The sequence below is a fragment of the Flagellimonas taeanensis genome (assembly GCF_003584105.1).
GTDB classification, from domain to species: Bacteria; Bacteroidota; Bacteroidia; order Flavobacteriales; family Flavobacteriaceae; genus Flagellimonas; species Flagellimonas taeanensis.
Map to the genome: position 1 here is coordinate 124,402 of NZ_QXFO01000028.1, position 25,525 is coordinate 149,926.

Genomic DNA, 25,525 nt, shown 5'->3' on the forward strand with positions numbered 1-25,525 from the left:
TGCAATCATATGAAAAACCTCTCTTTAACTGTACTGCTTGTATTGCTCCTGGCCTCCTGTAAAAAAGAAGAAAAGCCTACCGAATCCCCCAAAATAGCCTATACCGGAATCACAGAATCCATTAGACCGGGCGATAATTTCTTTATGCGCGTGAACAAGATCTGGTATGATTCCATCCAGATTGCCGAAGATCAGGTAGGGGTGGGTTCCTATAGTTTTTTGAACATTCCACAGAAAAAATTACTTCAAAATATTTTGGAAGAAGTTTCCGCCACGGAACATGAGGCAGGAACCGTAGAGCAAAAGGTGGGCGATTTTTATGCTTCGGGCATGGATACGGCCCAAATCAACAAAAGGGGGTATGAGCCCATTAAACCCATCCTTGAAAAAATTGATGGGATTGCCGACACAAAGGCCCTCATGGATTTTGTGACCAGCGAGATGCAATCCGGCAACAATTCGTTCATAGCCCTCAGGGTGGGACCGGACAACAAGAACAGCAGTGTGAACATCCTCCATGTCGGACAATCGGGACTGGGACTTCCGGACAGGGACTATTATTTTAAGACCGATTCCTCCACCGTGGGCATCCAAAAGGCCTATCGGAAATACCTAGCCACCCTGTTCGAGCTTACGGACCAAGAAAATGCGACCGAAAAGGCGGAAGCGGTATATGCCATTGAAAAACAGTTGGCTGAGGTCCACAAGACCCGTATTGAACGAAGGGACATTCAGGCCAACTACCACAAACTTTCGGTGGCGGACCTCACCAAGAGCAATCCGAACATCCATTGGGCAACACTGTTGGAGCAGCTTCAGATGGAAGCCGATTCCATGAATGTGCAGCAACCCACTTACTATAATCAACTGGACAAAATGCTGGTGACTGTTCCGCTGGAAGACTGGAAAACCTATCTCAAGGCCCACTCCCTGGACAATTATGCAGGTTTTCTGAGCACGCCCTTTGAAATGGCGGTTTTTGAGTACAACAAAATATTGTTGGGACAATCGGAACAACAACCACGTGCCCAGTTGATGGTGCAGCAGGTGGACCGCATGCTCGGTTTTGCGCTGGGGCAACTCTACGTAAAGCGCTATTTTGACGAAGAGGACAAGAAAAGGGTGTCCGACTTGGTGGACAACCTTCAAAAAGCCTTTGAGAACCGGATGTCGCAACTCGACTGGATGAGCGACAGCACCAAGGCCAAGGCCAAGGAAAAACTGTATGCCATCACCAAAAAAGTAGGCTATCCGGATGTTTGGAGGGAATATGATGTGATTATGGAACGGGACAAATATTTCGAGAATGTGGTGGCACTGCGCAAAAATGCCTACGAGTATGCCACCAAGGACCTGAACAAAGCACCCAACAAAGAAGATTGGGGTACCACACCCTCAACGGTGACGGCCTATTACCGGGCATCACACAACGAAATCGTCTTCCCGGCCGGGATACTCCAATTTCCCTATTTTGATAAGGAGGCGGACGATGCGGTGAACTATGGCGGCATCGGGATGGTGATCGGCCACGAGCTCACCCATGCCTTTGATGACAACGGGTCCCAATACGATAAGGACGGAAACCTCAAAAATTGGTGGACGCAGGACGACCTGGAAAAATTCAAGGCGAAGACCCAACAGCTCATAGACCGTTACAGCACCTTTACCGTGCTGGACACCGTGCATGTGAAAGGAGCGATGACCATTGGGGAGAATACGGCGGACAATGGCGGTATTGCCATTGCCTACGACGCCTTCAAAATGACCGAACAGGGGCAGGACACTACCCGAATTGGGGGCTACACGCCCGATGAACGCTTTTTCATGTCCATTGCCCGCATATGGAGGGTAAAGGTCAGGGACGAGTTCATGCGGAATTATGTGAACACCAATTCCCATTCCCCTGCCATTTGGCGGGTGAACGGCCCTTTGATGAACTTTACGCCCTTCTACGAAACGTTTGACCTTCAACCAGAGGATAAAAACTACAAACCTGAGGAAGAACGCATCAAGATTTGGTAAAGATAAAATTGTTTAAATCATTTTATTTCAATTAATTAAATGTAAAATTGAATATGCTTGCTGAGCCCTGATTTTTTCAAAAGATTTTTGAATTACGTGTCCAAATTAGATATACCTTCGACAAAAAATTTGTGACGTTAGAGCAGAAGGTCCGAAGGGTCGAGGAGCTATTCGGGCAATTGGAAAAGGAAACCGCCCAGTTTCAGCAGAAGTCTGGTTTGGGCTGTGTTTCGGGCTGTGGAAAATGTTGTAACTACCCTCAAATAGAGGCCTCTCCCTTGGAGTTTTTACCTTGGGCCTTCCATCTTTTTTTGCAGGGCGAAGCGGAGGCCACCTTGGACACCTTGAACGGGAACCAAAACCCCACCTGTTTTTTGTTTGAACCCCTTTCCGTGGTGGACCAGGGCCACTGTGGCACCTATCAGTATCGGGGGCTCATCTGTCGTTTGTTTGGCTTTGCGGCCACCCGCGACAAATATGGCAGCCTGCGCTTGGCCACCTGCAAGATCATTCGGGAGGGCCAGGCCGAACAGTACCGCACCGTTTCGGAGGCCATTACCAAAGGATTGTATGTCCCCGTTTTCACGGATTACTACATGCAACTTAACCAGATTGACTACCAAATGGGCACCAAAATGCTGCCCGTGAACAAGGCACTCAAGGTGGCCTTGGAAGAAGTGCTCCAATACTACACCTACAGGCCCCTTCCCAATGCAGGGAAGTGGTGTGTTTAGCTATTTGGTGTTTTATGCCGTTGTAGGGCACAGCCCGTTCCTCAAAATTTTCTTAAAAGTTACGCTTTTGGGAAAAGCAATGTCCATCTCTTTCGTTGAACCATTTTGTACCCTATATATTTGCAACGATTTGATTATAAATGTATAAAACAAAATTATGAGCAAAGTAAAGGAAAACGACACTGTGAAGGTGCATTACACGGGCAAACTGGTCAATGGACAGGTTTTTGACAGTTCATTGGAAAGGGAACCCTTGGAAGTGGCCTTGGGGCAGGGTCAACTTATCCCTGGATTTGAAAAAGGACTGATAGACATGACCGTGAATGAAAAGAAGACCATCACCATAGACAAGGAGGAAGCGTATGGCGAGGTGAATGAGCAGCTTTTTCAGAAAATCTCCAAATCGCAGTTGCTGGACGACCTGAAGCCCGAAGTGGGCATGGGCTTGGTGGGTGCCAATGCCGAGGGACAACAGCAACAGTTCCGCGTTGCCAAAGTGGAAGAAAACGACATTATCCTGGATGCCAACCATCCGTTGGCGGGCCAAGACCTGGTGTTTGACCTTGAGGTGGTAGCGATACTTTAAGCGTAGCCATCATATAAAGAACAAAGACGCCCCGTCACCACGATGGGGCGTTTTTTTTGGTCCAAACATTCGCAAATTGTGCAACTTGAGATTTGGCTAAAGCGAAAGTTTGCACTTCACTTTCTGAAAAATTTATTCTAAATCTTCTTTTAAAATATAATGGAATACATTTTACACGACCCGAGGTAGGAGGGGAGGGAAATGTGTGTGGAATGAAAGATGTAATAAATATATAATAACTAACACAAGATTTACTTTTTTACTTGTCTTAAATTATTAAATTCGGTGCATATGGATTTTATAGATTTATACGCTGGAATTGGAGGAATAAGATTCGCTTTTGAAGCCCACGGAAATGAATGTGTTTTTTCTTCCGAATGGAATAATTATTCACAAATAACGTACAATGCTTTTCATGGTGAGATTCCTTTTGGAAACATACATGATATTGAAGATATAGAAAATGAAATTCCTGACCATCATTTATTGACTGCTGGATTTCCGTGTCAACCTTTTTCTTTAGCAGGAGTTTCTAAAAAAAATAGTCTAGGAAGATTACATGGATTTGATGACCCTACCCAAGGAACTGAATTTTTTAAAGTCAAAGAGATTTTACGTATCAAGCAACCTGAAATTTTCCTTTTGGAGAATGTGAAAAATCTCAGAAGTCATGATCAAGGGAGAACATTTCAAACAATATGTGAATCTTTAACCGATGTTGGTTATACTTTTTCATCAAGGATTATTGATGCCGCACATTGGGTGCCCCAACACAGGGAAAGAATATATATAATTGGATTTAGAAATAATTTAGGTATAACAGAAGGACAAATAGAGGCTTTATTTCCTGAACCTCCTCAACAAAGGATTTATGAGTTAACTGACATTATTATACCTGAAAATGAGATTAGAGAATTATATGGAGATAGATATACATTGGGAATAGGAACTTGGAACGCCTTACAAAGACATCGAGATAGGCATCAAAATAGAGGCAATGGTTTTGGTTTTAATATGATTCGCCAACCATTTGCTAATCAAATAACAAGAACAATGTCTGCTAGATATTATAAGGATGGAGCGGAAATTTTATTAGAACAAGAGGGTGGTATTCCAAGAAGAATTACTCCATTAGAAGCATGTATGCTTCAAGGGTTTCCTGAACAATGTTATCGTTATTTTAATGGCGAAATTGAACAACCAGTTTCAGATGGACAGATTTACAAGCAATTTGGAAATTCTGTTGCAGTTCCAGTATTAACTGCAATCGCTGAAAACATGACTGCTTTTGTAGAACAAAATCACCTTATAGAACATAATCATGGAAATTTAGTTGTCAACGGTAATTAATGAAGAGTATTTCTGAAATATTAGAATTAATAAATCAATCCGAAGAAACATTTATTAAAATTGTTTCTGCTAACGATGCCGGATTAACAGGTGGACACCAAGCAGGAATTTATTTGCCAAAAAATTCAATTTCTATATTCTTTGATAAACCAGGAATCAAAGGATCAAACAAAGAAAAATTCATCAATATTCATTGGGATGATGGCTCAGTATCTAAAAGTAGAGTAATTTATTATGGAAAAGGGACAAGAAATGAATACAGAATTACAAGACTTGATAAAAAGTTAGAACTAAATAATCTCTTTGTTTTATTAAAAATCGATGATATTAATTTTGAGGGTCTATTAATTGAAGAATCCCATTCGAAAGACTTCTTGAATCAGCTTGATTTGCAAGAGGATGATATAACTAAAGGGTTGACGATATCAAAATCATCACTTTTGGTTGAGGAACAAATTGAAATAGATTTTAATGATGATGAAGATTTTAAAGAAAAGCATTTTAAACCAAAGGCACATATATTAACACTTTTAGGTGAAGAGCTTATAAAAAGCCCAGTGATGGCTATTTATGAATTAATAAAAAACTCTTATGACGCTGATGCTAAAACGGTCAATGTATACTTTCGTGAAATAGAAAATGTTGATGAAGGGGCAATTATAGTTGAAGATGATGGAACTGGTCTGACTGAGGATGTAATTGAGAATGTCTGGTTAGAACCAGGTTCTGATTTTAGAAAACCTGTAGATAAAGTAACTGGTTTCAGACAAATCATAAGATCACCTTTATTCAAGAGAGTCCCTATGGGGGAAAAAGGAATTGGTCGATTTGCTGTTCACAAACTAAGTAGAAAAATTTTGCTTATTACGAGGCCACAAATTATTGAGGTTGACGATGAAACGAAAGAAATTACAAAAAACGAATTAGCAGATTATGAAATTCAACTTTATATTAATTGGTCGGAATTTACTCAGTCTAAACATTTAAAAGATATACCTGTTAAATGGAAAGTCAAAAAGAATCCTGAAGAATTTAGGTTCAAGGAGAAAAGCGGCACTTATATCCATCTTAGTGGTTTAAAAGAATCTTGGAACAGGGGAATGTCTAGATCTCTCAAGAAGAGTACCCTGTCAATGCTTTCTCCAAAAAATAATGATAGCCTATTTAAAATAAATTTGGAATTCGGTAATAATTGGCTTTCAAATTTCCCTTCAACTAGTGAAGTTCTTAATCAGGCACCCTACAAAATGACAGCTTTACTGGACAAAAATTATAATTTGACATTTGAGTATGTTTTTAGATTAGATAATAATTCAGATATCGGAAAAAGGGAAATTCTAAATAGCCCTAATTACAATAAATGTGTAAAGGGACTTATAAGGCCCTTTATGAGGCAATATTTTGAAGAGAAAGAATTAGATGAGGATTCAATTAATATAGAACTTGAAAAATATGATAAGGGTATAATTCCTTTTGGTGACCTCATGATAGAATTTTACTCGTATGATTTAGATTCTGCCTCCTTAAAAGACATCTCATCCAACTTTGGATTAGTAAAATCAGTTTTAAAGGAACATTCAGGGGTTAAAGTTTTCAAAGATGATTTAAGAGTATACAACTATGGAGAACCCGGAAATGATTGGTTAGGACTTGATTTAAAAAGAGTTAATGAGAAGAAATGGTTTTCAAACAATCAGAATATTGGTTATGTATATCTTAATTCGGAAGAATCTAGTACACTAATTGAAAAAACAAATAGAGAGGGTTTCGTAGATAGTTTCAATTATGATCAATTTGTGATATTGATTGAATGGATACTAATACAGTTTAGGGAAGAAAGGTCTAAGGATCGAGACGTTTGGTTAAAGTACAACAAGAAAAGTAGTTCAGGGTCTTTTGAGGATAGTGTAAATTCTTTTAAGGCGTTAATAGAAGCTACTGATTTGGATAATGAATCTAAGAAACGAAAGTTATTGGCGCAGGCCGATAAAATCAATAAAGAGTTTCAGGAGAAGCAAGATACACTATTGTTACCAGCTGGTGTTGGTTTAACTGCATCAGTGGCTTTACATGAAATTGACAAACTAGTTCCAAGAATGGAAGAAACGGTAAAATCCATTCCATTAAATAAAGAGGTCATAACCAATCAGGTTTTTGAACTTAAGGAATATTTATCTGGTATTCTTTCGATGCTTAAAAAAGGAGGAGATTCTGAGATTACTATAAAAGATTCTATTTATCAGGCTTTAAATAATTATGAAACAAAGCTAGAATTAAGAAAAATTAGGCACACAGTTGATATTGAAAATGACAGTTTGGTAATAATATGTGATAGACGGTATTTTATTACTATGTTAATGAACTTAATTGATAATAGCATCTATTGGCTAGATAGTATTTATTCCGATAATAAAGGAATTTATATATCTGTATTTAAAGTAGAGGAATCTGTCCATGTCATTTTTGCTGATAATGGCCCTGGTTTTTCGGATAGTCCAGAAGAAGTTGTAAAGCCATTTCATTCAAGAAAAAAGGGAGGGATAGGTCTTGGATTATACATAATTGATACCCTTATGGTAAAATATGGCAAACTTCTTATACATAATGAAATTCCATCCTATGTTTCAAATAGAATACCTCAAGAATATAATGGGGCTGTAATCGAATTAGTATTTAGTAAAAAATAAAGAGTCATGACTTCATTTGGAACTCAAATAGCAATTGTAGATGATAAACCTAATGAAGTAATAGAGATTCAAAGAAATCTGCAAAAAAGAAATGTTGGATATACTTTTTATGACGCTACTCCGGATAAAAGGTCATATCCTGATAGCCCAATTGAAACTTTAGATACAATATTTTTAGATTTACATTATGGTGAGAGGGGGGTAAGGGATTTTGATGAATATCAACCTGCAAATTGGATAAATAAACTTGTTCCTGAAAATCATAAATATTTTCTTGTAGCGTGGACATTAGACACAGATGATTTTGTTAAAGTTTTGAATGTATTGTCCCAATTAAATAAAACCCCTTATGCTTTTTTTGCTGCTCAAAAGAATAGATACCAACAGGGAGATACGTATGATATAGAGAAATTGTTTTCAGATATTGAGAGAACTCAGAAAGATATAAAAATCACCAATACTGTTAAAGGTCAAATAATAGCAATAGAGGAAGACAAAGTTGTTGTAAAATGCAGAGTTTCAGAAGATAAACCTATTTTTCAGGTTAGAAGGTTTGATATGGATTTATTTAAAAATGGTAGTTTAATACCAGAATTAAATTCATTTATTAAAATTCAAATAACCACAGAACCAGGTATCAGAACAATAGAGTTTTTCAAAACTAATGAAGATATGAGAGGTGATTTTGAAGTAGATGATTTTTTCAAAGATTTCAATGACCCTAAATTATTTGGAGGATAATTATGAAAATTACCTTCAAAGATGTTGGTCAAGGAGACTCTATTTTATTAGAATGGAATCATGGCGGTATTGATAGAATTGGTGTCATTGACTGTAGTAAAAAAGGGAAGACTAATCCTGTTTTAGATCACATTAGAACTAATAACTACAGGCAGATTGAATTTTTAATCTTATCTCACCCACATGCTGATCACTATTCTGGAATGTATGAGTTGCTTAATTATTGTGTTAAGAATAGTATTGGAATTTGTAGCTTTTATCATACTTCTATAGGAATTGGTATAAACTATTGGAAATATTTTGAACTAGAGACTAAAGACACTGAATTATTTGGCAAATTAATGAGACTTGTTGTCCAGTTGAGCCAAAAGAAAATTATGGAAATCAAATATCTAAATTTAGATACCCGTATAGACTTATTTCCAGACGCGTATCTGCACTGTATATCACCATCACATGCTGAATTATTGGAGTGCCAAAAAATTATGGAGTTTGATCCCGCAACACACAAAAAGGAGCAAAGTTCAGCAGCAAATTATCTTTCAACAATTTTCAAGTTAAAAATAGAAGATAGCTATGCATTATTGACTTCTGATGCAGAAATACTTGCATTTCATACTATTTCTCAAAAAAGAGGAGAACTTTTTGAAGATGATAAACTTATTTTGTCACAGATGTCTCATCATGGGTCTCATAAAAACTATGATAACAATTTTTGGGGCAATGTATTAAAAATTGAGTATTCTCCAGCTGTTGCTTCTGCAGGAAAAAATGATAAGTATAAACATCCTCATATAGAAACATTGCAAGCATTTGAAAAGCATAAATACAGTATTCACTGTACTTCTAATTTATATGGAATGACTAAGTATATTGAATTAATGAGTGAAATAAGTAGTATAAGTAATAAGATGGATACCTTTAGCGAAGAAGCTGAAGAATATTATGTTTTTGGTGATAAAGAGTTTACTTGGGATGAATTAATTAAGTAATCAGCTTTATGAATTTTGGTCGAAACCGATATTTATGGCTGGGAAACAAATTAAATGTAGGCCTGCGCTGAAAGGAATTCATAAACGCTACGCGTTTGTACTATAATTTACATTATGTAAAATAGTAAATCAGAAAACCCACTATCCCTCATCATCCGCTACGCCAAAATCATCAACGGGATCTTGGCTTTGTGCAGCACTTCCCGCACCGCATTCCTTTGGAACGCAAAGGTTCGGCTCGGTCCCTTGGGCATGCACAGCAATTGCGTCTGCGTCCGGTTCACATAACTGATCAGCGCATCCAAGGCCGTCGCACTTTGGGTAAACACATACGGAATGGTCCGTTGCCACGGATATGCCGGCTGTTCCGTTTCCCCGGTCTGCGGGTTAATGTCGAACAAACGCACGGCACTCTGGTTGTCCTTCTTCAGGTCCATGATGATATGTTTCACCTTTTCGTTCAGGTTTCGGCCAAATACCCCCAAATGCAGCTCATCAAAAGAGCCCAACCGTTGGCCTTCGCCAAAAATAAAAATGTTGGTGGCATTCGTCTGGTCGATCACAAATTCGGTGATACTCTCCCCCAAGATGCCCATTCTGTTCCGCCGCTTGCCCATCACCAGCACATCGGGCTTTACCAGGGCCAGATAATCCCGGATGCGGTGCTTCACATTCCCGTATTCCAATCTGTGGCCAATGGGTATGCGTTCCTCGTGCTTCTGGAGCTGTGCAATCAGTGTTTTGATCTCCGAAAGCGCATCCGCTGTGGTCTGCCCCGCGGATTTCACATGGAAAACCTCCAAAGTGCCGCCCATCCGCTTCGTGAGTTGCACCGCATTGTACAGCACCAGCTCTGGGTTGTCCATCAGGTCCAATAAAACCGAAACACGATAACCTGGGGTGTTTTGCTGGGTTTCCATAGCGTTCATTTTAGGGATTACATTCCTTAAGTTAACGTCAAATCCACTAGCAATCAGCTATTTAACATTTCGTTGACAGAAAAATACTGACTTCTCAAAATCAGGGGGTCAAAATTGGGAAAGGCGCAGTTTTTCCCCTAGAAAAGATGCTTGAATTTTTTCACCCAACGGATGGGAATCTTGTACGGGGCGTAGCGCAATGGCACATCCAGCCATGTGCCCCGCCTTACCACGGATTTGCTGTGAGAGAACAGGTCAAAGGAATGCTTGCCGTGGTACCCGCCTATGCCGGAGCTGCCGACACCGCCAAAGGGCAGGTTCTTGTTGCTGATGTGCACCACCGTATCGTTGATGGTCCCACCCCCGAACGGATATTGCGCCATCAGCTGCTTTTGGAACTTCTTGCGCTTGGAAAACAGGTAGAACGCCAAAGGTTTTTCATATCGGGACAGGTTTTGGTGCAGCTCTTCTTCGGTTTCATAGGAAATGATGGGCAGAATGGGCCCAAAGATCTCCCCTTGCATCAAAGGGCTCCCCCAATCGGGTTCGTCCACCAAAGTGGGCTCCACATACTGCTCTTCATCATCACAGGTACCTCCAAAAAGAATCTGCTGTCCTTGAAGCATCGCTTTAAGTCCCTGATAGTGTTTTGCCGTGGTAATGCGTGCAAAATCAGCGGATTGCTTGATATTCTGACCGTAAAACGCAGTGATTTGGGCCTTCAGGGCCTCCACCAAGGCTTCTTTTTGGGTCTTGTGGACCAATATATAATCGGGCGCGATGCAGGTCTGCCCCGCATTGATGAACTTGCCCCATGCTATCCGCTTTGCGGCAAGGGACACGTTGGCCGAACCGTCCACGATACAGGGATTTTTTCCGCCGAGCTCCAAGGTGACCGGGGTCAGGTGTTCCGCCGCGGCTTTGTAAACGATCTTGCCCACCTGAGTGCTGCCCGTGAAAAAAATGTACTCCCATTTTTCGGCCAAGAGCTGGGTGGACACCTCCACTCCCCCTTCCACCACGGCCACATATTCCGGCGGGAACACTTTTTGGATGATGGATGCGATGATCGCGGATGTATGTGGACTGAGTTCGGATGGTTTCAGCACAGCGGTGTTGCCAGCGGCCAAGGCTCCGATCAAAGGGGCAATGGTAAGCATGAAGGGATAGTTCCATGGGGCCATGATCAATGCCTTTCCGTAGGGTTCGGGCTGGATCCATTCGCTGGAGGGAAAATTGGTCCACGAGGGGGCCACTGGGGTCGGTCGGCCCCACTCCTCCACGTTTTGGATGGCATGTTTCAGTTCGGCAAGGACCAACTGTGTTTCCGTAGCCAGGCTCTCGAACCTCGGTTTTTTGAAATCGGCATAAATGGCATCGCAAATGGCATCTTCCTGTGCCAGGATTTCCTGTCGCAACCGTTTCAGGTATGCTTTTCGGAACTGGATGTCCTTGGTCTGCTGAGTGGCAAAAAAGGCGTTCTGGGACTGTACCAACTGCTGGATCATAGGCGGTTCTTAGATTCCCTTAAATATAAACGAAACCGCCACAAAAAGAAAAGCACCGATTTAAAATCGGTGCTTTCGTATTATTTAGGTCCGTGGTGGGTTTCGATTGAAATCGGTCAGTTCGAGTGATTTTTCGAAAGAAAAATTGTATCGAGAACCAGGATCTCAAGTCCAAAACCGGTTCTCGATACAAAATTCCCTTGGAATTTCACTCGAACTGACGGTTTTATCCCAAACGGATTATTGTTCAACTATTGCAAAGTTATGACCTCAGTGGCCCCATTGGGATAGATCAGCGTGGCCTTGTCGTCACATTCGCCATTGCCAAAGTCCACGGTCACGGCCAGTCCGTTCTTGGAAACCACCATGCTGCCACTGGTCACATATTCGCAGGGTGAGGTCACCTGAAGGTCTTCCAAGGTTTCCACCGCATAAACATCTTCATCGATTTGTACGGTCCAGTTTCCGGAAAGCGTGAAGGTGACGCTGCTCAGGTCCTCACTGAATGCAATACCAAAGGTTTTTTCTCCGGTCTCACTGATGGTGCTGCCGTCTTCCATTTCGATGGTCATGTCGCTGGTCACAGTGAACGAAACCGAATTTTGGTCGGTACTGGTGTTCACCACAAAGGTCCGGGTACCGTTGATCTTGATGGTCCCTACGTAAAAATCAGTAAAAGTCGCCGTGAAGGAGGCACTCCCCTCTCCCACTGCGTAGGTCACGGCTACAGTACCGTCCACATTTTCGGTCCCGTTGAGCACACAGTTGTTAAAAGTGGCCACAAACCCGGTTTCGGTGTATTCGGCAGTGTAGCAGTCATTTTCCCTTGCCGTGAAGGATTTGGCGGTGTTGCCCACATACAGTTCTGCAAGGGCACTATCGGCGGCCCCCGCAATGTCGTCTGTCATTAAAATGGTCTGTAGTTCTGCAGAGGTCATTGTTTCGCCATCACCGGACATACTGTCCTCACTACAGGATTGAAAAGCAATAAGGACCATGCCCAAAAAGGCAATGGCTTGAATTTTTTGTGCAAGTCTGTTCATGGGTAACTTTAGTTAAGCGTTTACGGTAGTCTAAACGGCAAACGGCCCTGTTTTAGTGCATGTGACGAATAGAGATCGATGAAAGGTTAATTTTACGATAATGTTCTGATTGTCAAAATAAAAAAGGGGTAACTTTCGTTTAGGAACAAATTTTATTTCCATGCAATACCTGAACAAACAGATCGAGGCGATGGTCAAGCGGAAAAAATCCGATTCTTTGGTGAAAAAGCAGATTTCCTGTGGTATTTTCCAAGATTTGGAGACCGTTGACAAAGATTTGAAGAAGACAGAAAACAAGGATTAAGATTCCGTTTTTCAATGGTTTGATGCGTATAATCGATGGTAGGTTTCCATCGTGTCAACATCTATTTCCTTACCCTCAGGATCCATTCCCTTGGCCTGATCAGCATATTTTTTGATGACTTGTTTGGCCCCAAAGTCTTGGTCCAATCCGGAAAGTTCAACAATCAAAGAGGACTTGAAAATAGCAGGGACCCCCATTTTTTTTCCATAAGATGTAGCTACAATGGCGTGTTCCCCATTGTTGAACCCACGTACCAGTTTCTGTAAGTAATCTGCATCCAAAAAAGGTTGGTCTCCTAGCATGATGAGCACGCCGTCCATGGTCTTGCAGAGATTTAGGATATGCCCCACTCCTACCGAAATGGAACTGCCCATTCCCTGTTCCCAATCTGGATTGACGATGGTTTCCACCTGACTCGGAATGCGCTGTTCGATCATATCGGATTTGGCCCCCAAGACCACCACTACGGTTTCTGATACCTGGGTCGCCTGTTGGATGGCATGTCCCAAAAGGGTGGTGTCCGCCCACGGCAAAAGCTGTTTCGTCTCCCCTCCCATACGTGTGGAGGTCCCTGCGGCCAAAATCAGAATGGGTATGGAAGCCATATCAGCTGTGTATTTTTCCTTCCTTATGCTTGAGCGGCTGCGGTTTGATCTTGTTGATGGTGGACAAGATCTCGGCGAGAATGGAGATGGAAATCTCCTGCGGTGTTTCTGCGCCAATGTCGATTCCTGCGGGGCCATGGAGCCGTTCCAAAAAGGATTCGGAAATATCTGGGCAGCGTTCCAAGAGCTCACCGAAGAGTTTTTCCTTTCGTTTCGCAGGTCCCAACAATCCGATATAGGCTCCCCGTTCTTCTTTGAGCGCCATCACAAATTGCAGGTCCTTTACAAAACTGTGCGTCATGATCACCACGGCCGTTTGGTCATCCAAATTATATGTGAACGATTCTGGTTCCATTTGGATGAGTTTGTGGATCCCAGGGAAATCCCTTTCGGTCTTTTCTTCCCTCGGATTGGCCACCACGGTCACTTCCCAGCCAGTCAGGGATGCATATTGGCACAACTGTACCGCATCATGCTCCGCGCCGATGATCAGCAGTCGGAAACAGGGGTCCATCTCTTGGTGGAAGCTCAAAAGTCCTTCCACTTGTCTTTTTTTGGGACTCGATATATCCCAAGTCGTATCGCCAAAATGGAAAACGGTGCGGTAATTCGGGGCTTCGCTGTGCTCCTTTTGGAAATAGGAAGTGGTCTGAAAAGCAGCTCTGGCCTCGATACACTTCCAAAAATGTTCAAGGAAGTCTGTATTCGGGGCGAAGGGTTCCAAAAGAATGTACAGAATGCCCTCACAGCCCAATCGGTACCTACCATCATAGGTCATTACTTTGGGCATGTCCGACGAAAACACGGATTGCGCTTGGTACAAGACCTCTTTTTCCACACACCCACCACTAACGGCCCCAACCATGTCGCCATTTTCAAAGATGAGCATACGCACACCCGGCCTGCGGTAGGATGAGCCATCCAAGGCCGCAACGGTTGCCAAAACGGCACGTTCCTGTCGTTTCTCGTATTGCTGGATGATGCTTTTTAACTCGTGTGTCATCTATAGGATATTTCTAATGGGCACAAAGGGCACCAGACTGTTCTCGGCCAATGTTCCTTGGGGCTCTATCTGTATAAAACCATCCCATTGGGCGAGTCCCGTCAAATCCCCTGAACCTGTGGTGGAAATGGGGGATGCCATGGGCTTTCCCTCCCTCCATTCGACCTTCACACCCACAAAAAGGGTCAGATCGGTGGTGTTGGTATAGGGCTCCCCTAAAAATACGGTAAATTTTGGTGTTTCCACACTCAATACCTTATGGAGCCAAGGCATGAAGTATACGTGGTACCCGACAAAGGTAGAGACTGGATTTCCCGGGAATGAAAATATACAGGTTTTCTTTTCATTGTGCCGTCCAAACCAAAAAGGTTTTCCGGGACGCTGCAATACCTTGTGAAAGATTTTTTCCACGCCCAGTTCGTCAAAGGCGGATGGAAGAAAATCGTATTTTCCTTTGGAAACGCCGCCGCTCAGCAATAGCACGTCATATTTGGAAATCCAGTCACTGAGTCCTTTTTTGATACGGGACCGGTCGTCCACAAGATGAAATACGTCCGCGTCGATCTTTTCATTTTCCAGTAATGCCTTTAGCGAATAGGCATTCGATTTTCTGATTTGGTAGGGCAATGGGGTCTCGCTTACTTCCACCAGTTCGTTTCCTGTGGAGACCACGGCGACTTTTGGATGTTTTTTTACAAGGACCGCAGCTTTGCCCACTGAGGCGAGAACACCTATCTCGGCTGCGGTTATTTTTAGGCCAGGCGTGAGCAATACATCCTCTTTGGACATATCACTTCCCTGGTAATGGATATCCTGCCCTTTTTGGATGGCTCTGTCAATGCGAAAACTATGGTCCTGTTGGGAAGTGTGCTCATACATCACCACGGTATCGGTGTTCTTGGGCACTATGGCACCCGTCATCACCTCGATGCAGGAGTTGAGATCTTTCAACACCAATTGTGGACTGCCGGCTTGTGCGGTTCCCTCGATGGGGAATGCGTGTTCAGTTGACCGATGGGCATCAAACCGAATGGCTATCCCATCCTTGGTGGCCCTGTCAAAAGGAGGAAAATCCCGATCCGCCACAATGGTCTCGGCCAATATCCGTCCTTGTGATGCAGATAATGCAACTTCTTCATTTTCAACAAAAAGAGTGGTTTCAAGTACTTTTCGGTATGCCTCTTGGTATGAAATCATGAAAAAAAAAGGGTCATCAGTTTGTTCATTCCCCCCGATACGGTTATGAATGTACTATCAGGGTATTGTTTTTGTAATTGTGCGGCAGCGATTTCGCTTCGCTGACCTGATTGACAGATGACGTAGATTTTTCCGGATTTTGTAGGTTTGGGGACCAACAGTCGCTCCATAGGAACATTGATGGCCTCTTTGAGATGGTTTTCGTTAAATTCTTGGGGCGTTCGGACATCCAACAGAATGGTATCCGCATCCAAAATCGATTGAAAATCTTCGGCAGTGATCGTTGCCACCGTAAAACAATCCAAAGGATCATAAGAATCTTGGAGTGCTTCGACCTTCGAGTGCAATGGGTTTCGCTTGAAACCAATTTTTGAGAATTGTTGGGCAAGACCATCGAACAACAACAACTTCCCGGACAGCACTTCCCCCACTCCCGTCAATACCTTTACGGCCTCCAATGCCTGAAGTGTACCGATGATTCCGGGCACAACGCCCAGAACGCCATTTTCATTGCAATTGGGCACTTCTTCTGGCCCCGGCATGTTTGGGTATAGACAGCGATACGTAGGGCCGTCCTTGTAGTTGAAAACGCTCACATGACCTTCGAAGCCGTGCAATGCCCCATAAACAAAAGGTTTGCCCAAAAGGACACAGGTATCGTTGATGAGATAGCGGGTAGGGAAATTGTCCGTGGCATCCACCACCAGATCATACTGCTTGAAGGTTTCCAAGGCATTTTCCCTGATCAAAAAAGTATCGTGCAGATTGAAATGTGTATTGGAGTTTTGTGATTTCAATGCTTCATGGACCACTTCCAATTTCAATCGGCCCAAATCCTTTTCTGTATAGAGCACCTGTCGCTGTAGGTTGTGCAGTTCCACCACATCTTGGTCCATGAGGCCCAAGGTCCCTACTCCCATGGCATTGAGGTATTGCAGTACAGGTAGGCCCAACCCTCCCAGACCTACGACCAAGACCTTACTGCTTGCCAACTTTTGCTGGCCTTCGGGTCCAAAATCCTTCAATTGGGTCTGTCGGGTGTACCTATGATCCATGAGTCTGCAATTTGGATTTCGCAAATTCATACTCCTCCAATGAATTGGCATTGTACAATACTTCATCCTGTTCGGGATGGACCAGTGCAATATCAGAATTGATCAAAAATTTTCTGGGGCAAGAACTTTCCGTAGTCTTGAGATAGGTTTTGGCCTCCCCTAGCCCATTGGGTTCCCAGATGGCCACCAAGGGTTCCGGAAGCCCTGTTTCACATGTAGCAAATGAAGTGGCCTTTTTGTTGGGGTCCCTATTGTCCATCAATTGCCGGAGGGCATTTTTGTCGATAAGGGGCAAATCGCAGGCCAGCACCAACCAGGCCACATCAGGATGTTGGGTATGGGCGCTGAGTATTCCATTGAAAGGGCCGCGGTGTTCGTCATTGTCCACGATGGTCTTGAAACTTTCGGGAATATCCTGTTGTTGTTCTTTACGTACACTGAGATAGACCTGATCACAGACTTCGCCCAAAAGGGTGTACAAATATTCCTGCTGGGGCACTTTGTGGTAGGTGAGCCAGCCTTTGTCTGCCCCCATTCGGGTGCTCTTTCCCCCTGCAAGGACCAATCCGTACACTATGGGTGCTTTGTTTTCCATCCTTTTATCCTCCTATTGAAGTCATTGAACTGTCAAAAACCGTAGCCGAATGTTCCTCTTGGGCCTCAAAACCAGTCTTGAACCGTTTTGAAATGGCACCAAGAATAGCTTCCCGGATATTTTCCTCACTATTATGTTCACGGACCAACTTCCGCAGATTGGTCACTGGTTTTCCGTAAAGACAGGTGACCACATCCCCAGTTGCCGTGATCCGCAACCTGTTGCAGGTTCCGCAAAACGTTCTGCTGAAAGAAGGAATGATCCCAAAAGTGCCCGCATGCCCATCTATTTTATAATTGATGGACGTGGATGTTTTTGGGGATTCCAATTTGGTGTAATGGGGATAGGTTTCCGCAATGTGGTCCAGAATGGCCTTGTAGTTCCATTTAATGTCACTGAAGTTTTTGGAACCTCCGTTGAACGGCATTTCCTCCAAAAATCGGACAGAAACGTCATAATATTTCATCACATCCAGAATGGGGACGATATCCTGTTCGTTCTGTCCTTCAAGCACGATGAAATTGATGCGTACATTAAAGCCTTCGGTGATCAGCCGGATAAGGTTTTCATGGACCGTATCGAACTGTTTCCTTCTTGTGATCCGCTCAAAGGTTTCCCTATTGATGGAATCGAGGCTCACATTAATGTTAGTGATTCCCAGTTCTTTGAGTTCGTCAATATGGGGTCCAATCAAAGTGGCATTGGTGGTCACGGAAATATCTTTTAGTCCTTCCAATTGCGACAAATGCCGCATCAGCTCCATCAAATCCTTCCGTACAAAGGGTTCCCCTCCGGTAATCCGAATCTTATCAATGCCCTGGGACACCAATATTTCGCTCACTTGCTTCAGTTCGGCAATGGAGAGCAACGTATCGGTCTTTGCAAAATCGATACCCTCGGAAGGCATACAGTAATTGCACCGGAGATTGCACCGATCGGTCACTGCCAGTCTTAAATAGTTTATGTTCCGTCCGTGATTGTCTATCAGCATATTTCCAATTTCCTTCTTGGCACTGTTAAGGTAGCCATTTTCCAATAATTAACCGCCACTTACTGGGGGAATCAAGGCTATTTCGTCGTAGGAATTGATGATTTCATGGTCCTCTGCATAATTGTGGTTCACCGCGACGGCCATGGACGACAATTTATTGAGTTCCGGGTAAGTTCCCGATAAGAATGTCTTCAATTCCCCAACGGTCTTTGGTATTTTCTTTCCTGTCACACTGGACGTGGGAACCGATAATGTGGGACTGCCCACGATGTCCTTTGCGATTCCGAACAAAAGTATTGTCATATATCAACCTATTAGTCTGTTAGTGTTCTTTGGTTAGATAGGTCGGTATGGATTATTAGTTTGTTTGGATGAAATTACCAAAAAATAAGCGGAACGTTCCCATTTTAACAAGGGCACTATCTTTTTAACTTTTCTTTAATTCAAATCTGCTGCGCGAACATACTTTTCGATAAAATTGAGCGTTGTGCATGAAGAACCTTAACTTCTTTTGAAAATGAAAAACACACTTCAATATTTCTTGCTTTTTTCCCTTACGCTTATCCTTTTCTCTTGTGGCAACGCCGATGATGATGTAAGCTTTGACTTCAACGACAATGAATTGGGAATTGGCAAGGAACCTGATGATTGTCTGGGTTTCGATGATAATGAACTCCTGTTGTCCATCCAAGATGAATTCACGACCCTACCGGGCAAGGTTTCCATCCTGTTCAAGGTTTCCGACCTACAGGGAAACCCCATCTCTGGGTTGACCGCAGACCAGTTCACCATATATGAGCAAGGTAGGAACGATGATTGTTTCAACCTCATCTCCGCTTCGGAATCGCAGGCCAGGATTTCGCCAAATTCACAAGTGTTTAACAACACTACCCTTTTGGTATTGGATTTGAGCAACAGTGTCTTGGAGAGTAGTTTGGAGGAATTGAAGGCCGCTTCCATCAGTTTCATCAACAATGTAATGCCTTCGCCCGCAACTGAGTCCTTCCAAATGGCCATTTATTGGTTTGACGGGGAAGATGAGCTTCACCTGTTGAACCCCTTGTCCTTTTCTGCTGAAGAACTGACCGCTGCCATTGAGGGGATCACGCCCGACATCAGCAACGACCCCTCCACGGACCTCTATGGAGCGGTCATTAAATCCACTGCCAAGGCCAAGGAATTGCTGAACCAAAATTCGGATGTCATCGGTGCCTCTTCAGTGGTTCTTTTTACCGATGGAACGGACCAAGCGTCTCGATACAGGGAATCGGATGCCCTCAAGGCCGTAAGGGAAGCTGATAGGAACATTTCCTATTTCACGATTGGTCTGGGCGCCGAAATCGACACGGAAGTGCTTACCGAAATCGGGAAGACTGCCAGTGTATTTGCCGCTAACAAGGAAGAACTGGAAATCACCTTCAACCAGATATCCCAGCGTGTGGCCGAGCAGGCTAACAGCTTCTACCTGTTCGAGTACTGTACGCCCAAAAGGGACGGCAGTGGGGAAAGCAACCTTGTTATCCAACTCACCGATGGTAGTCTACAAGGTGCCGTACAGACCAAGTTCAATGCCAAGGGCTTTATCGGGGGATGTGAATAGCCGATTTTTCATGCGTTTGTTTCTTTGGATAAATCCTTATCTTGGGCATCCATTAAACTGAACAAATTATGACATTCTTTAAAAATTCTTTGCGTATTCTTATATGTACCTTGATCATGGGCGTAACATTCAGCCTACATTCCCAAAAGTCATATCCTTTGGAAGGTCGATGGGACTTGGAGATGGATTTTATGGGAAAGACCGCCCCATCATGGTTGGAAATAAGACACTCAGGGAATGCGACTTTGATCGGGCGTTTTGTATTTGCCTTTGGAAGCGCAAGACCCATAGCTGAGGTCAAGACCTATGGGGACAACAAATTCACCTTTAGCATTCCCAACCAATGGGAGCCCAAGGGAAGTGATATGATCTTTCATGGGGAATTGACGGATGGAAAACTGAAGGGTACCCTGATCTATACCGATGGTTCCGTTCTCAACTGGACCGGGGTGAAAGCACCTAAATTGGCATACACGGAAAATCCGAAGTGGGACAAGCCCCTCAATATTTTCAATGGAAAGGACCTGACCGGATGGCATGTGGATGGCGAAAAGAACCAATGGGTCGTAAAGGATGGTATCTTGACAAGCCCGGAATCAGGTTCCAACCTCATCACGGACGAAAAATTCGAGGATTTTAAACTGCATGTAGAATTCCGCTACCCCAAAGGAAGCAATAGTGGTATCTACCTTCGCGGCCGGTATGAGCTCCAAATAGAGGACGACAAGGGATTGGACCCTATGGACATTTATATTGGAGGCGTGTATGGTTTCTTGGAGCCCAATGAGAATGCGGCCAAGGATGCGGGAGAATGGCAGACGTACGACATTACCCTGATCGGCAGAAGGGTCACTGTGGCCTTGAACGGCAAGACCGTGATCACTGACGCTACCATTCCTGGAATCACAGGTGGAGCATTGGACAGCAAGGAAGGGGAACCTGGACCGTTCATGATCCAAGGAGACCACGGACCCATTGAATATAGAAGCTTTGTGGTCACCCCCAGAAAAAAATAACACAAAACTGTTATCAAGCAAAAGCCCGATACTAAAAGTATCGGGCTTTATTCTTTTATTCGACTTCCGCAGGTTTGATCTTGATGTTTCTCCATTTCACCCGGATGCCGCCGCCATCGTGTATCTGAAGGGCAATGGCACCTTCGCCCTTACCGATTATCTCATCGGTTAGGTGTACCATTTCCACCCCGTTCAACCAAGTGATCACATCTGGACCGTTCACACGTATCTTAAGTGTGTTCCACTCCCCTTCCTTCAATACTTTTTCCTTTTCCGGTTCTGGTTGGATGAGCCAACCTCGACCGTAGGATTCATAAATACCGCCCGTATGCAGCCCTGAGGGAGCCACTTCCACTTGCCAGCCACTTACTTTGGTCCCTTCAAAAGTGGAACGTATAAAAACCCCACTGTTGCCATCGGCCTCTTGTTTGAATTCCAAGGTAAGCTCAAAATCTTTATAGAAATCCTTGGTGGACAAGTAGCCATATTCGGCCTTTGGACCACTCTCACAGATAAGTTCGCCATTTTCAACAAACCATTTTTCATCGCCGTGCTTGACCCAACCGTCCAAATTTTCGCCATTGAACAGGTCTTTGGTGGGTGTTTGGGCCCAACCCGCTTGAAGGGCCATAACAGATACAATTGTAGATAAGATCAGTTTTTTCATAAGTTTAGATAATTAAGGAAAGGTAAGTTATATAAATCCTTGTAAAACAATTAAAAATATAGGGTTTTTAGCCCAACGGTTGTTCCATATATACCAACGACAACCCAATTCGTCTTAACGACAACAAAAAAAATACACATTTAAATGCTATGGACCTTGTAAAAGAAATCATTCAGAACAGCGCTATAGGTCCTCTTCATAGTACCTTTAAAGGAATAGTGGTAGCATTGTTCATCAGTATTGTTTCCTCTTTATTGATTATGCTGACCTTGTTGATCTTACATGGGTCAACGCTCACTTTTCATTATGGCTATTAGCGATAGATCAATCCATTTCCAAAATTTTGTTCTTCAATGGGCCTGGACAGATCCAATAAGGAACCATTGATGACGGCATGCGTAAGCTTACCCTCCTTTTCCAAAAAGAAAGTCGGATTAGCCCCGGGCCACAGTCCAAATGGTCGCAATTCAAAATCCTGATCCACCAAGAACAAAGGGGCATCCGTAAAGGCCTTTTTTTCGGGCAGGGCAGTTTTGACATAGGCAACGCCCTCTTTCAACAATGCCAATGGCTTGGTGATGTTGCTTGTTGTGATCAATTTCGGGGGTACAATTTTATACCCTGTGGCATCAAAGGTCTCGTAGCCATAAAAAGTGGAAAGATCGCCTTGGTCACCCACGGAACCTCTATAATAAAAATCGTCATGTCCGTTCAGATCCACTTCGTTCCTGAAAATGCCCAAGTCGATGATATAGTCCTTCCCCAAAAGTTCGTAGGTGGCGTTCTCTATCTTCAGGTCGAACAATTGTCGGTCATTATGGGGGATTTTCTCGTAATCCTCCACGGGAATATCCTTGTAACTGCCCTTGGCAATGGTGTACAATGCGGATAGAATGGACACATAGTTCAGTTTACGGATTTCCTGCTTCTCCGGGTCATTGGTAAAGCCCCCGGATTCGATGAGGATGAGACTGGTGCCCCATTTGGCAATGTTGTCCCCAAAGGCCCTTGGTTCAAAATCGTCGCTGTACCTTCCCACCTGCCCCGGTGCATAATTTTGGATGATCTTGTTCATGTAAACAATTACCTTCATCGCATTGGCCCGTACTTCGTTGATGTCCTTTTCATAGTTATAGGCCGTTGCCAAATAGGAAATGGTAGCCGGTTTTGCCGTTAGTTTGGCATTGTAATACTTGCTTTGGTCGTGCAGGTTGAACCCAAAACTGGCATCCAGACTGTCGCGGATACGCTTGAGTACCTGCCCTTCGGGTGATTGCAGCCGCAATGCATCCCTATTGATGTCGATGCCCAAGGCATTTCTTCGTTGGAAGGTCTCCGCCCCATCGGGGTTTACCATAGGTAAAAAATGGAGCTTCAATTGGGACAGGATGACCTCTTTTTCTTCCTTGAAATCTGGTGCATCCAAAAAATGGAGGATGTCAAAAATCGCCTGAGTGGCCGTAGGCTCATCCCCATGCATCTGCGACCATAGGAAAATATTTTCACTACCCGTTCCCACACTGATCAACTGGAGGTCGCGTCCCTGAATGGACTCCCCCACTTTCTGCACTTCAAACTTGGGATTGGCCTTGATCTTTTGGATCAGGGGTTGGATATCACTGTGCTTGATGCGCCTTTTCCCAAGTGAAGGTTCCTTGAACTCCTCATAGGTTTCATATAGTTTGGAGGTCAGTGCATCTTGTGCGTAGACCGATAACGATAAGAGGGCGATTGCCAGTGATAGGATGTTCTTGATCATAGTTCGTTATCAAATTAAAGATTACAGCCCCGTAATTTATATATAGTACGGGGGGTTATTGAGTTACTAAGTTATTGAGATATTGATTTGTTGCATATGGCTAAATAACCTAATAACCATCACAATTACATTGTCTTCCTAACTTTTAGGAACAGGTTTAAAGTTATATTTTTTAGTGGCTTTCCGTACTTTCTCCATGAAATCCATCCCAGGGTCGGTCTTTGTGGTACGGTATCCATCGTCCACTTCCAACCAGAGCGGGTGTCCTTCAAATTGGGTATACTCTTGATGACCGATGACATATTCGATATCGTATTTGGAAGCCAGGTATTCCACAAGGAAAATATTGGCCTTCACTTGTTTCTTGGTCAATGGAAGTTTTTCTCCCCCTCCCACATTTTCAATTCCAATGGCACAGTGGTTCAAGCCGATGGTGTGTCGTGCCATGGTGGTTTCGGGCATCAATCGGTAAATGGTCCCGTCCCGGTCCACCAAAAAATGGGAAGAGACATTGAGACCGCTCACATTTTCCAGATCGGGCCTCCAAGTGGGCAATGTGGACCTGTTGAACGCCTGGAAGGATTTCTCCAAAGAGGGAATCGATGTCCAGTGCAACACCACCATTTTGGGAACTATCTGGGTGGAATCATTTTCCAGTCCATAGCGTTGGGCCATATATTCCTCTGTGAGCTCAATACGTTGGTCATCAAAAATGATAGGGATGTCCACGATGTTTTTTTGGGAGCCACAGGCCCCTAATAGCAGTGTTGATAATGCAATCAGTCCAATTTTTTTCATTCAAAAGTGTTTAAAGTAATAATGGTGGTATCCAAGGGAACGGCATAGCAGATCATCAGTTTCTTCCTGCCCCATTCCCTAGCTTTTTTTATATCCTTTCCCATATATATATCTATCCGGTTCCGCCACCGCCAATGCATTTTGTCCTTGACGTAGAACGTATCCGGAAAGGTATCGATTTTCACCATGGTATTGTGCGTCAACCCCAGTTTGATGAGATCCCTGGACACGGCAATGCTCTTCATCCCCGGTTTTAGGGTATCGCCCCAAGCGGCCACGGAAGGGTTGATGCTGTCCGTTTGCCAGAACACGGAATTGTATGCCGAAGCCGTGACCTGGTGCCCGTACCATTGGTGTGTGGCCGGTTGCGGAGTTTCTGGCTCTTTGGCACAGGAAACGACAATCATACAACTAAGGAGTATTTTTTTCAATTGGTTCGGTATTGTACCTAAAGGTACATATTATTGTGGTTTAGGACGGTAGCGGTACATAGGTGTCGTCGTTTTCCATCATGGGAAACGTTCTGTCCGCCCATGCTTTTTTGGCCTGCTCGATCTTCTCTTGGCTGGATAACACAAAATTCCAATAAATGAACCGCTCTTCCGGAAAGGCCTCTCCTCCGAACAACAACAAATGGGTGTTGGGTTCCAGGATGATGTTACAGGTATCCTCCACTTTGGAAACCAGAATGTTCCCTTCTTCCACTGTTTCACCACAGGCCTTGATGCTTCCCTCCACGATGCAGATGCCTATCTCCCCTCTCAGGTTGCCGTTGACGTTCAACGTGTATTCGTCCGTGTTCTTGATTTCGACCATAAAAAGATCTGAATGTACAGGAACAGGTGATTTTTTTCCATAGCCCTCCCCCGCAATCAAAGTGAATTCCGCAGTGGCATCGACCCATTTGGGAAGGTCTTTGCCCTCAATATGGTGGAATTGGGGTTCCATATCTTCCAATTCCTTGGGCAGGGCCACCCAAATCTGATACCCATGGGCGGTAAAAGTGTTCCCGTTTCGGAGGTCTGGAGGTGTACGCTCGGTATGGGTCACCCCTTTTCCCGCTGTCATCCAGTTCACGGACCCTGGGCTTATGCGCTGATGGGTGCCCAGACCATCCTCGTGCATGATTTCGCCCTCCAGCATAAAAGTGAGGGTGGACAGCCCCATGTGCGGATGCTGGTTCACATCCATGTATTTTGAGGGTCCCAATTGTGTTGGCCCCATATGATCTATAAAGATGAAGGGACCAATCATCCGTTTTTTTCGAAACGGGATGAGACGCCCCACCAAAAAGTCACCGATATCCCTGCTGCGTTCTTCGATGATCAACCCGATGTTGGACATATGTTTAA

General features: G+C 43.8%; 25 protein-coding genes. 10 read left to right on the forward strand and 15 right to left on the reverse strand.

The genetic code is table 11. The features are described 5' to 3' along the window. Window positions 1–9 precede the first annotated feature (9 nt). The 7 genes from D2V93_RS17930 to D2V93_RS17960 all read left to right on the forward strand — a co-directional run bounded on the left by D2V93_RS17930 (window position 10) and on the right by D2V93_RS17960 (window position 9,112). Window positions 10–2,022 (forward strand): M13 family metallopeptidase, encoded by a 2,013-nt coding sequence (locus D2V93_RS17930; protein ID WP_119620407.1) that lies wholly within the window; start codon window positions 10–12, stop codon window positions 2,020–2,022. A 131-nt stretch (window positions 2,023–2,153) separates the two neighbouring features. Continuing rightward, on the forward strand, window positions 2,154–2,756 hold the full coding sequence (locus tag D2V93_RS17935) for a YkgJ family cysteine cluster protein (protein ID WP_119620408.1): 603 nt from the start codon (window positions 2,154–2,156) through the stop codon (window positions 2,754–2,756). 157 nt (window positions 2,757–2,913) lie between these two features. Further along, entirely contained in the window at window positions 2,914–3,342 is a 429-nt protein-coding gene (locus D2V93_RS17940) for an FKBP-type peptidyl-prolyl cis-trans isomerase (RefSeq protein ID WP_119620409.1), read from the forward strand. A gap of 291 nt (window positions 3,343–3,633) precedes the next feature. Beyond that, a complete protein-coding gene (gene dcm, locus D2V93_RS17945; RefSeq protein ID WP_119620410.1) occupies window positions 3,634–4,692 on the forward strand; it encodes a DNA (cytosine-5-)-methyltransferase in 1,059 nt (352 codons plus the stop codon). Beyond that, the gene (locus tag D2V93_RS17950; protein WP_119620411.1) at window positions 4,692–7,379 is read left to right on the forward strand and encodes an EcoRII N-terminal effector-binding domain-containing protein; all 2,688 of its coding nucleotides are present in this window, start codon (window positions 4,692–4,694) and stop codon (window positions 7,377–7,379) included. Before dcm ends, D2V93_RS17950 begins: the two co-directional genes overlap by 1 nt. A 6-nt stretch (window positions 7,380–7,385) precedes the next feature. Beyond that, window positions 7,386–8,120 (forward strand): hypothetical protein, encoded by a 735-nt coding sequence (locus D2V93_RS17955; protein ID WP_119620412.1) that lies wholly within the window; start codon window positions 7,386–7,388, stop codon window positions 8,118–8,120. A gap of 2 nt (window positions 8,121–8,122) precedes the next feature. Beyond that, the gene (locus D2V93_RS17960; RefSeq protein WP_119620413.1) at window positions 8,123–9,112 is read left to right on the forward strand and encodes a ComEC/Rec2 family competence protein; all 990 of its coding nucleotides are present in this window, start codon (window positions 8,123–8,125) and stop codon (window positions 9,110–9,112) included. Between the two features lie 158 nt (window positions 9,113–9,270). Here D2V93_RS17960 and D2V93_RS17965 read toward each other — a convergent pair whose 3' ends face one another. The 3 genes from D2V93_RS17965 to D2V93_RS17975 form a co-directional block, all read right to left on the reverse strand. Next, window positions 9,271–10,032, reverse strand: a complete 762-nt coding sequence (locus D2V93_RS17965; protein WP_182850020.1) for a universal stress protein — start codon at window positions 10,030–10,032, stop codon at window positions 9,271–9,273. A gap of 137 nt (window positions 10,033–10,169) precedes the next feature. Further along, window positions 10,170–11,540, reverse strand: coding sequence for an aldehyde dehydrogenase (locus D2V93_RS17970; RefSeq protein ID WP_119620415.1), 1,371 nt, complete (start codon window positions 11,538–11,540; stop codon window positions 10,170–10,172). Window positions 11,541–11,791: 251 nt separating this feature from the next. Further along, window positions 11,792–12,583: a hypothetical protein gene (locus tag D2V93_RS17975; protein WP_119620416.1), complete on the reverse strand. Its 792-nt coding sequence runs from the start codon at window positions 12,581–12,583 to the stop codon at window positions 11,792–11,794. Window positions 12,584–12,743: 160 nt separating this feature from the next. Between D2V93_RS17975 and D2V93_RS18725 the strand changes: the two genes are divergently transcribed. After that, the gene (locus tag D2V93_RS18725) at window positions 12,744–12,887 is read left to right on the forward strand and encodes a hypothetical protein (RefSeq protein ID WP_182850021.1); all 144 of its coding nucleotides are present in this window, start codon (window positions 12,744–12,746) and stop codon (window positions 12,885–12,887) included. An 11-nt stretch (window positions 12,888–12,898) separates the two neighbouring features. Here D2V93_RS18725 and D2V93_RS17980 read toward each other — a convergent pair whose 3' ends face one another. Genes D2V93_RS17980 through D2V93_RS18010 form a run of 7 tightly spaced genes read right to left on the reverse strand, consistent with a single transcriptional unit; the run spans window position 12,899 to window position 18,636 of the window. Then, window positions 12,899–13,492 carry a nucleotidyltransferase family protein gene (locus D2V93_RS17980; protein WP_119620417.1) on the reverse strand — a complete coding sequence of 198 codons (594 nt, stop codon included), beginning with the start codon at window positions 13,490–13,492 and terminating at the stop codon, window positions 12,899–12,901. 1 nt (window position 13,493) lies between these two features. Then, window positions 13,494–14,495, reverse strand: a complete 1,002-nt coding sequence (locus D2V93_RS17985) for an XdhC family protein (RefSeq protein WP_119620418.1) — start codon at window positions 14,493–14,495, stop codon at window positions 13,494–13,496. After that, window positions 14,496–15,692: a molybdopterin molybdotransferase MoeA gene (locus D2V93_RS17990; protein ID WP_119620419.1), complete on the reverse strand. Its 1,197-nt coding sequence runs from the start codon at window positions 15,690–15,692 to the stop codon at window positions 14,496–14,498. Continuing rightward, window positions 15,689–16,747: a HesA/MoeB/ThiF family protein gene (locus D2V93_RS17995; RefSeq protein ID WP_119620420.1), complete on the reverse strand. Its 1,059-nt coding sequence runs from the start codon at window positions 16,745–16,747 to the stop codon at window positions 15,689–15,691. Before D2V93_RS17995 ends, D2V93_RS17990 begins: the two co-directional genes overlap by 4 nt. After that, complete coding sequence (locus D2V93_RS18000) at window positions 16,737–17,342, reverse strand: NTP transferase domain-containing protein (RefSeq protein ID WP_119620421.1); 606 nt, start codon at window positions 17,340–17,342, stop codon at window positions 16,737–16,739. Before D2V93_RS18000 ends, D2V93_RS17995 begins: the two co-directional genes overlap by 11 nt. A gap of 4 nt (window positions 17,343–17,346) precedes the next feature. After that, complete coding sequence (gene moaA / locus D2V93_RS18005) at window positions 17,347–18,333, reverse strand: GTP 3',8-cyclase MoaA (protein ID WP_119620524.1); 987 nt, start codon at window positions 18,331–18,333, stop codon at window positions 17,347–17,349. Between the two features lie 48 nt (window positions 18,334–18,381). Next, window positions 18,382–18,636, reverse strand: coding sequence for a MoaD/ThiS family protein (locus D2V93_RS18010; protein ID WP_072881863.1), 255 nt, complete (start codon window positions 18,634–18,636; stop codon window positions 18,382–18,384). A gap of 214 nt (window positions 18,637–18,850) precedes the next feature. Here D2V93_RS18010 and D2V93_RS18015 point away from each other — a divergent pair, with 214 nt between their 5' ends. Then, on the forward strand, window positions 18,851–19,933 hold the full coding sequence (locus D2V93_RS18015; RefSeq protein WP_119620422.1) for a vWA domain-containing protein: 1,083 nt from the start codon (window positions 18,851–18,853) through the stop codon (window positions 19,931–19,933). Window positions 19,934–20,049: 116 nt separating this feature from the next. Next, on the forward strand, window positions 20,050–20,949 hold the full coding sequence (locus tag D2V93_RS18020) for a 3-keto-disaccharide hydrolase (RefSeq protein WP_245978301.1): 900 nt from the start codon (window positions 20,050–20,052) through the stop codon (window positions 20,947–20,949). 55 nt (window positions 20,950–21,004) lie between these two features. Here the strand turns inward: D2V93_RS18020 and D2V93_RS18025 are convergent, their stop codons facing one another. From D2V93_RS18025 to D2V93_RS18045, 5 genes are all read right to left on the reverse strand, one after another. After that, window positions 21,005–21,616 (reverse strand): 3-keto-disaccharide hydrolase, encoded by a 612-nt coding sequence (locus tag D2V93_RS18025; protein ID WP_119620424.1) that lies wholly within the window; start codon window positions 21,614–21,616, stop codon window positions 21,005–21,007. A 313-nt stretch (window positions 21,617–21,929) separates the two neighbouring features. Continuing rightward, window positions 21,930–23,375, reverse strand: coding sequence for a M14 family zinc carboxypeptidase (locus tag D2V93_RS18030; RefSeq protein WP_119620425.1), 1,446 nt, complete (start codon window positions 23,373–23,375; stop codon window positions 21,930–21,932). Window positions 23,376–23,513: 138 nt separating this feature from the next. Continuing rightward, window positions 23,514–24,173, reverse strand: coding sequence for a peptidoglycan recognition protein family protein (locus D2V93_RS18035; protein ID WP_072881873.1), 660 nt, complete (start codon window positions 24,171–24,173; stop codon window positions 23,514–23,516). Next, complete coding sequence (locus D2V93_RS18040; protein WP_245750704.1) at window positions 24,170–24,604, reverse strand: 3D domain-containing protein; 435 nt, start codon at window positions 24,602–24,604, stop codon at window positions 24,170–24,172. Before D2V93_RS18040 ends, D2V93_RS18035 begins: the two co-directional genes overlap by 4 nt. Window positions 24,605–24,644: 40 nt before the next feature. Next, a complete protein-coding gene (locus tag D2V93_RS18045) occupies window positions 24,645–25,517 on the reverse strand; it encodes a pirin family protein (RefSeq protein WP_119620426.1) in 873 nt (290 codons plus the stop codon). Between the last annotated feature and the right edge of the window lie 8 nt (window positions 25,518–25,525).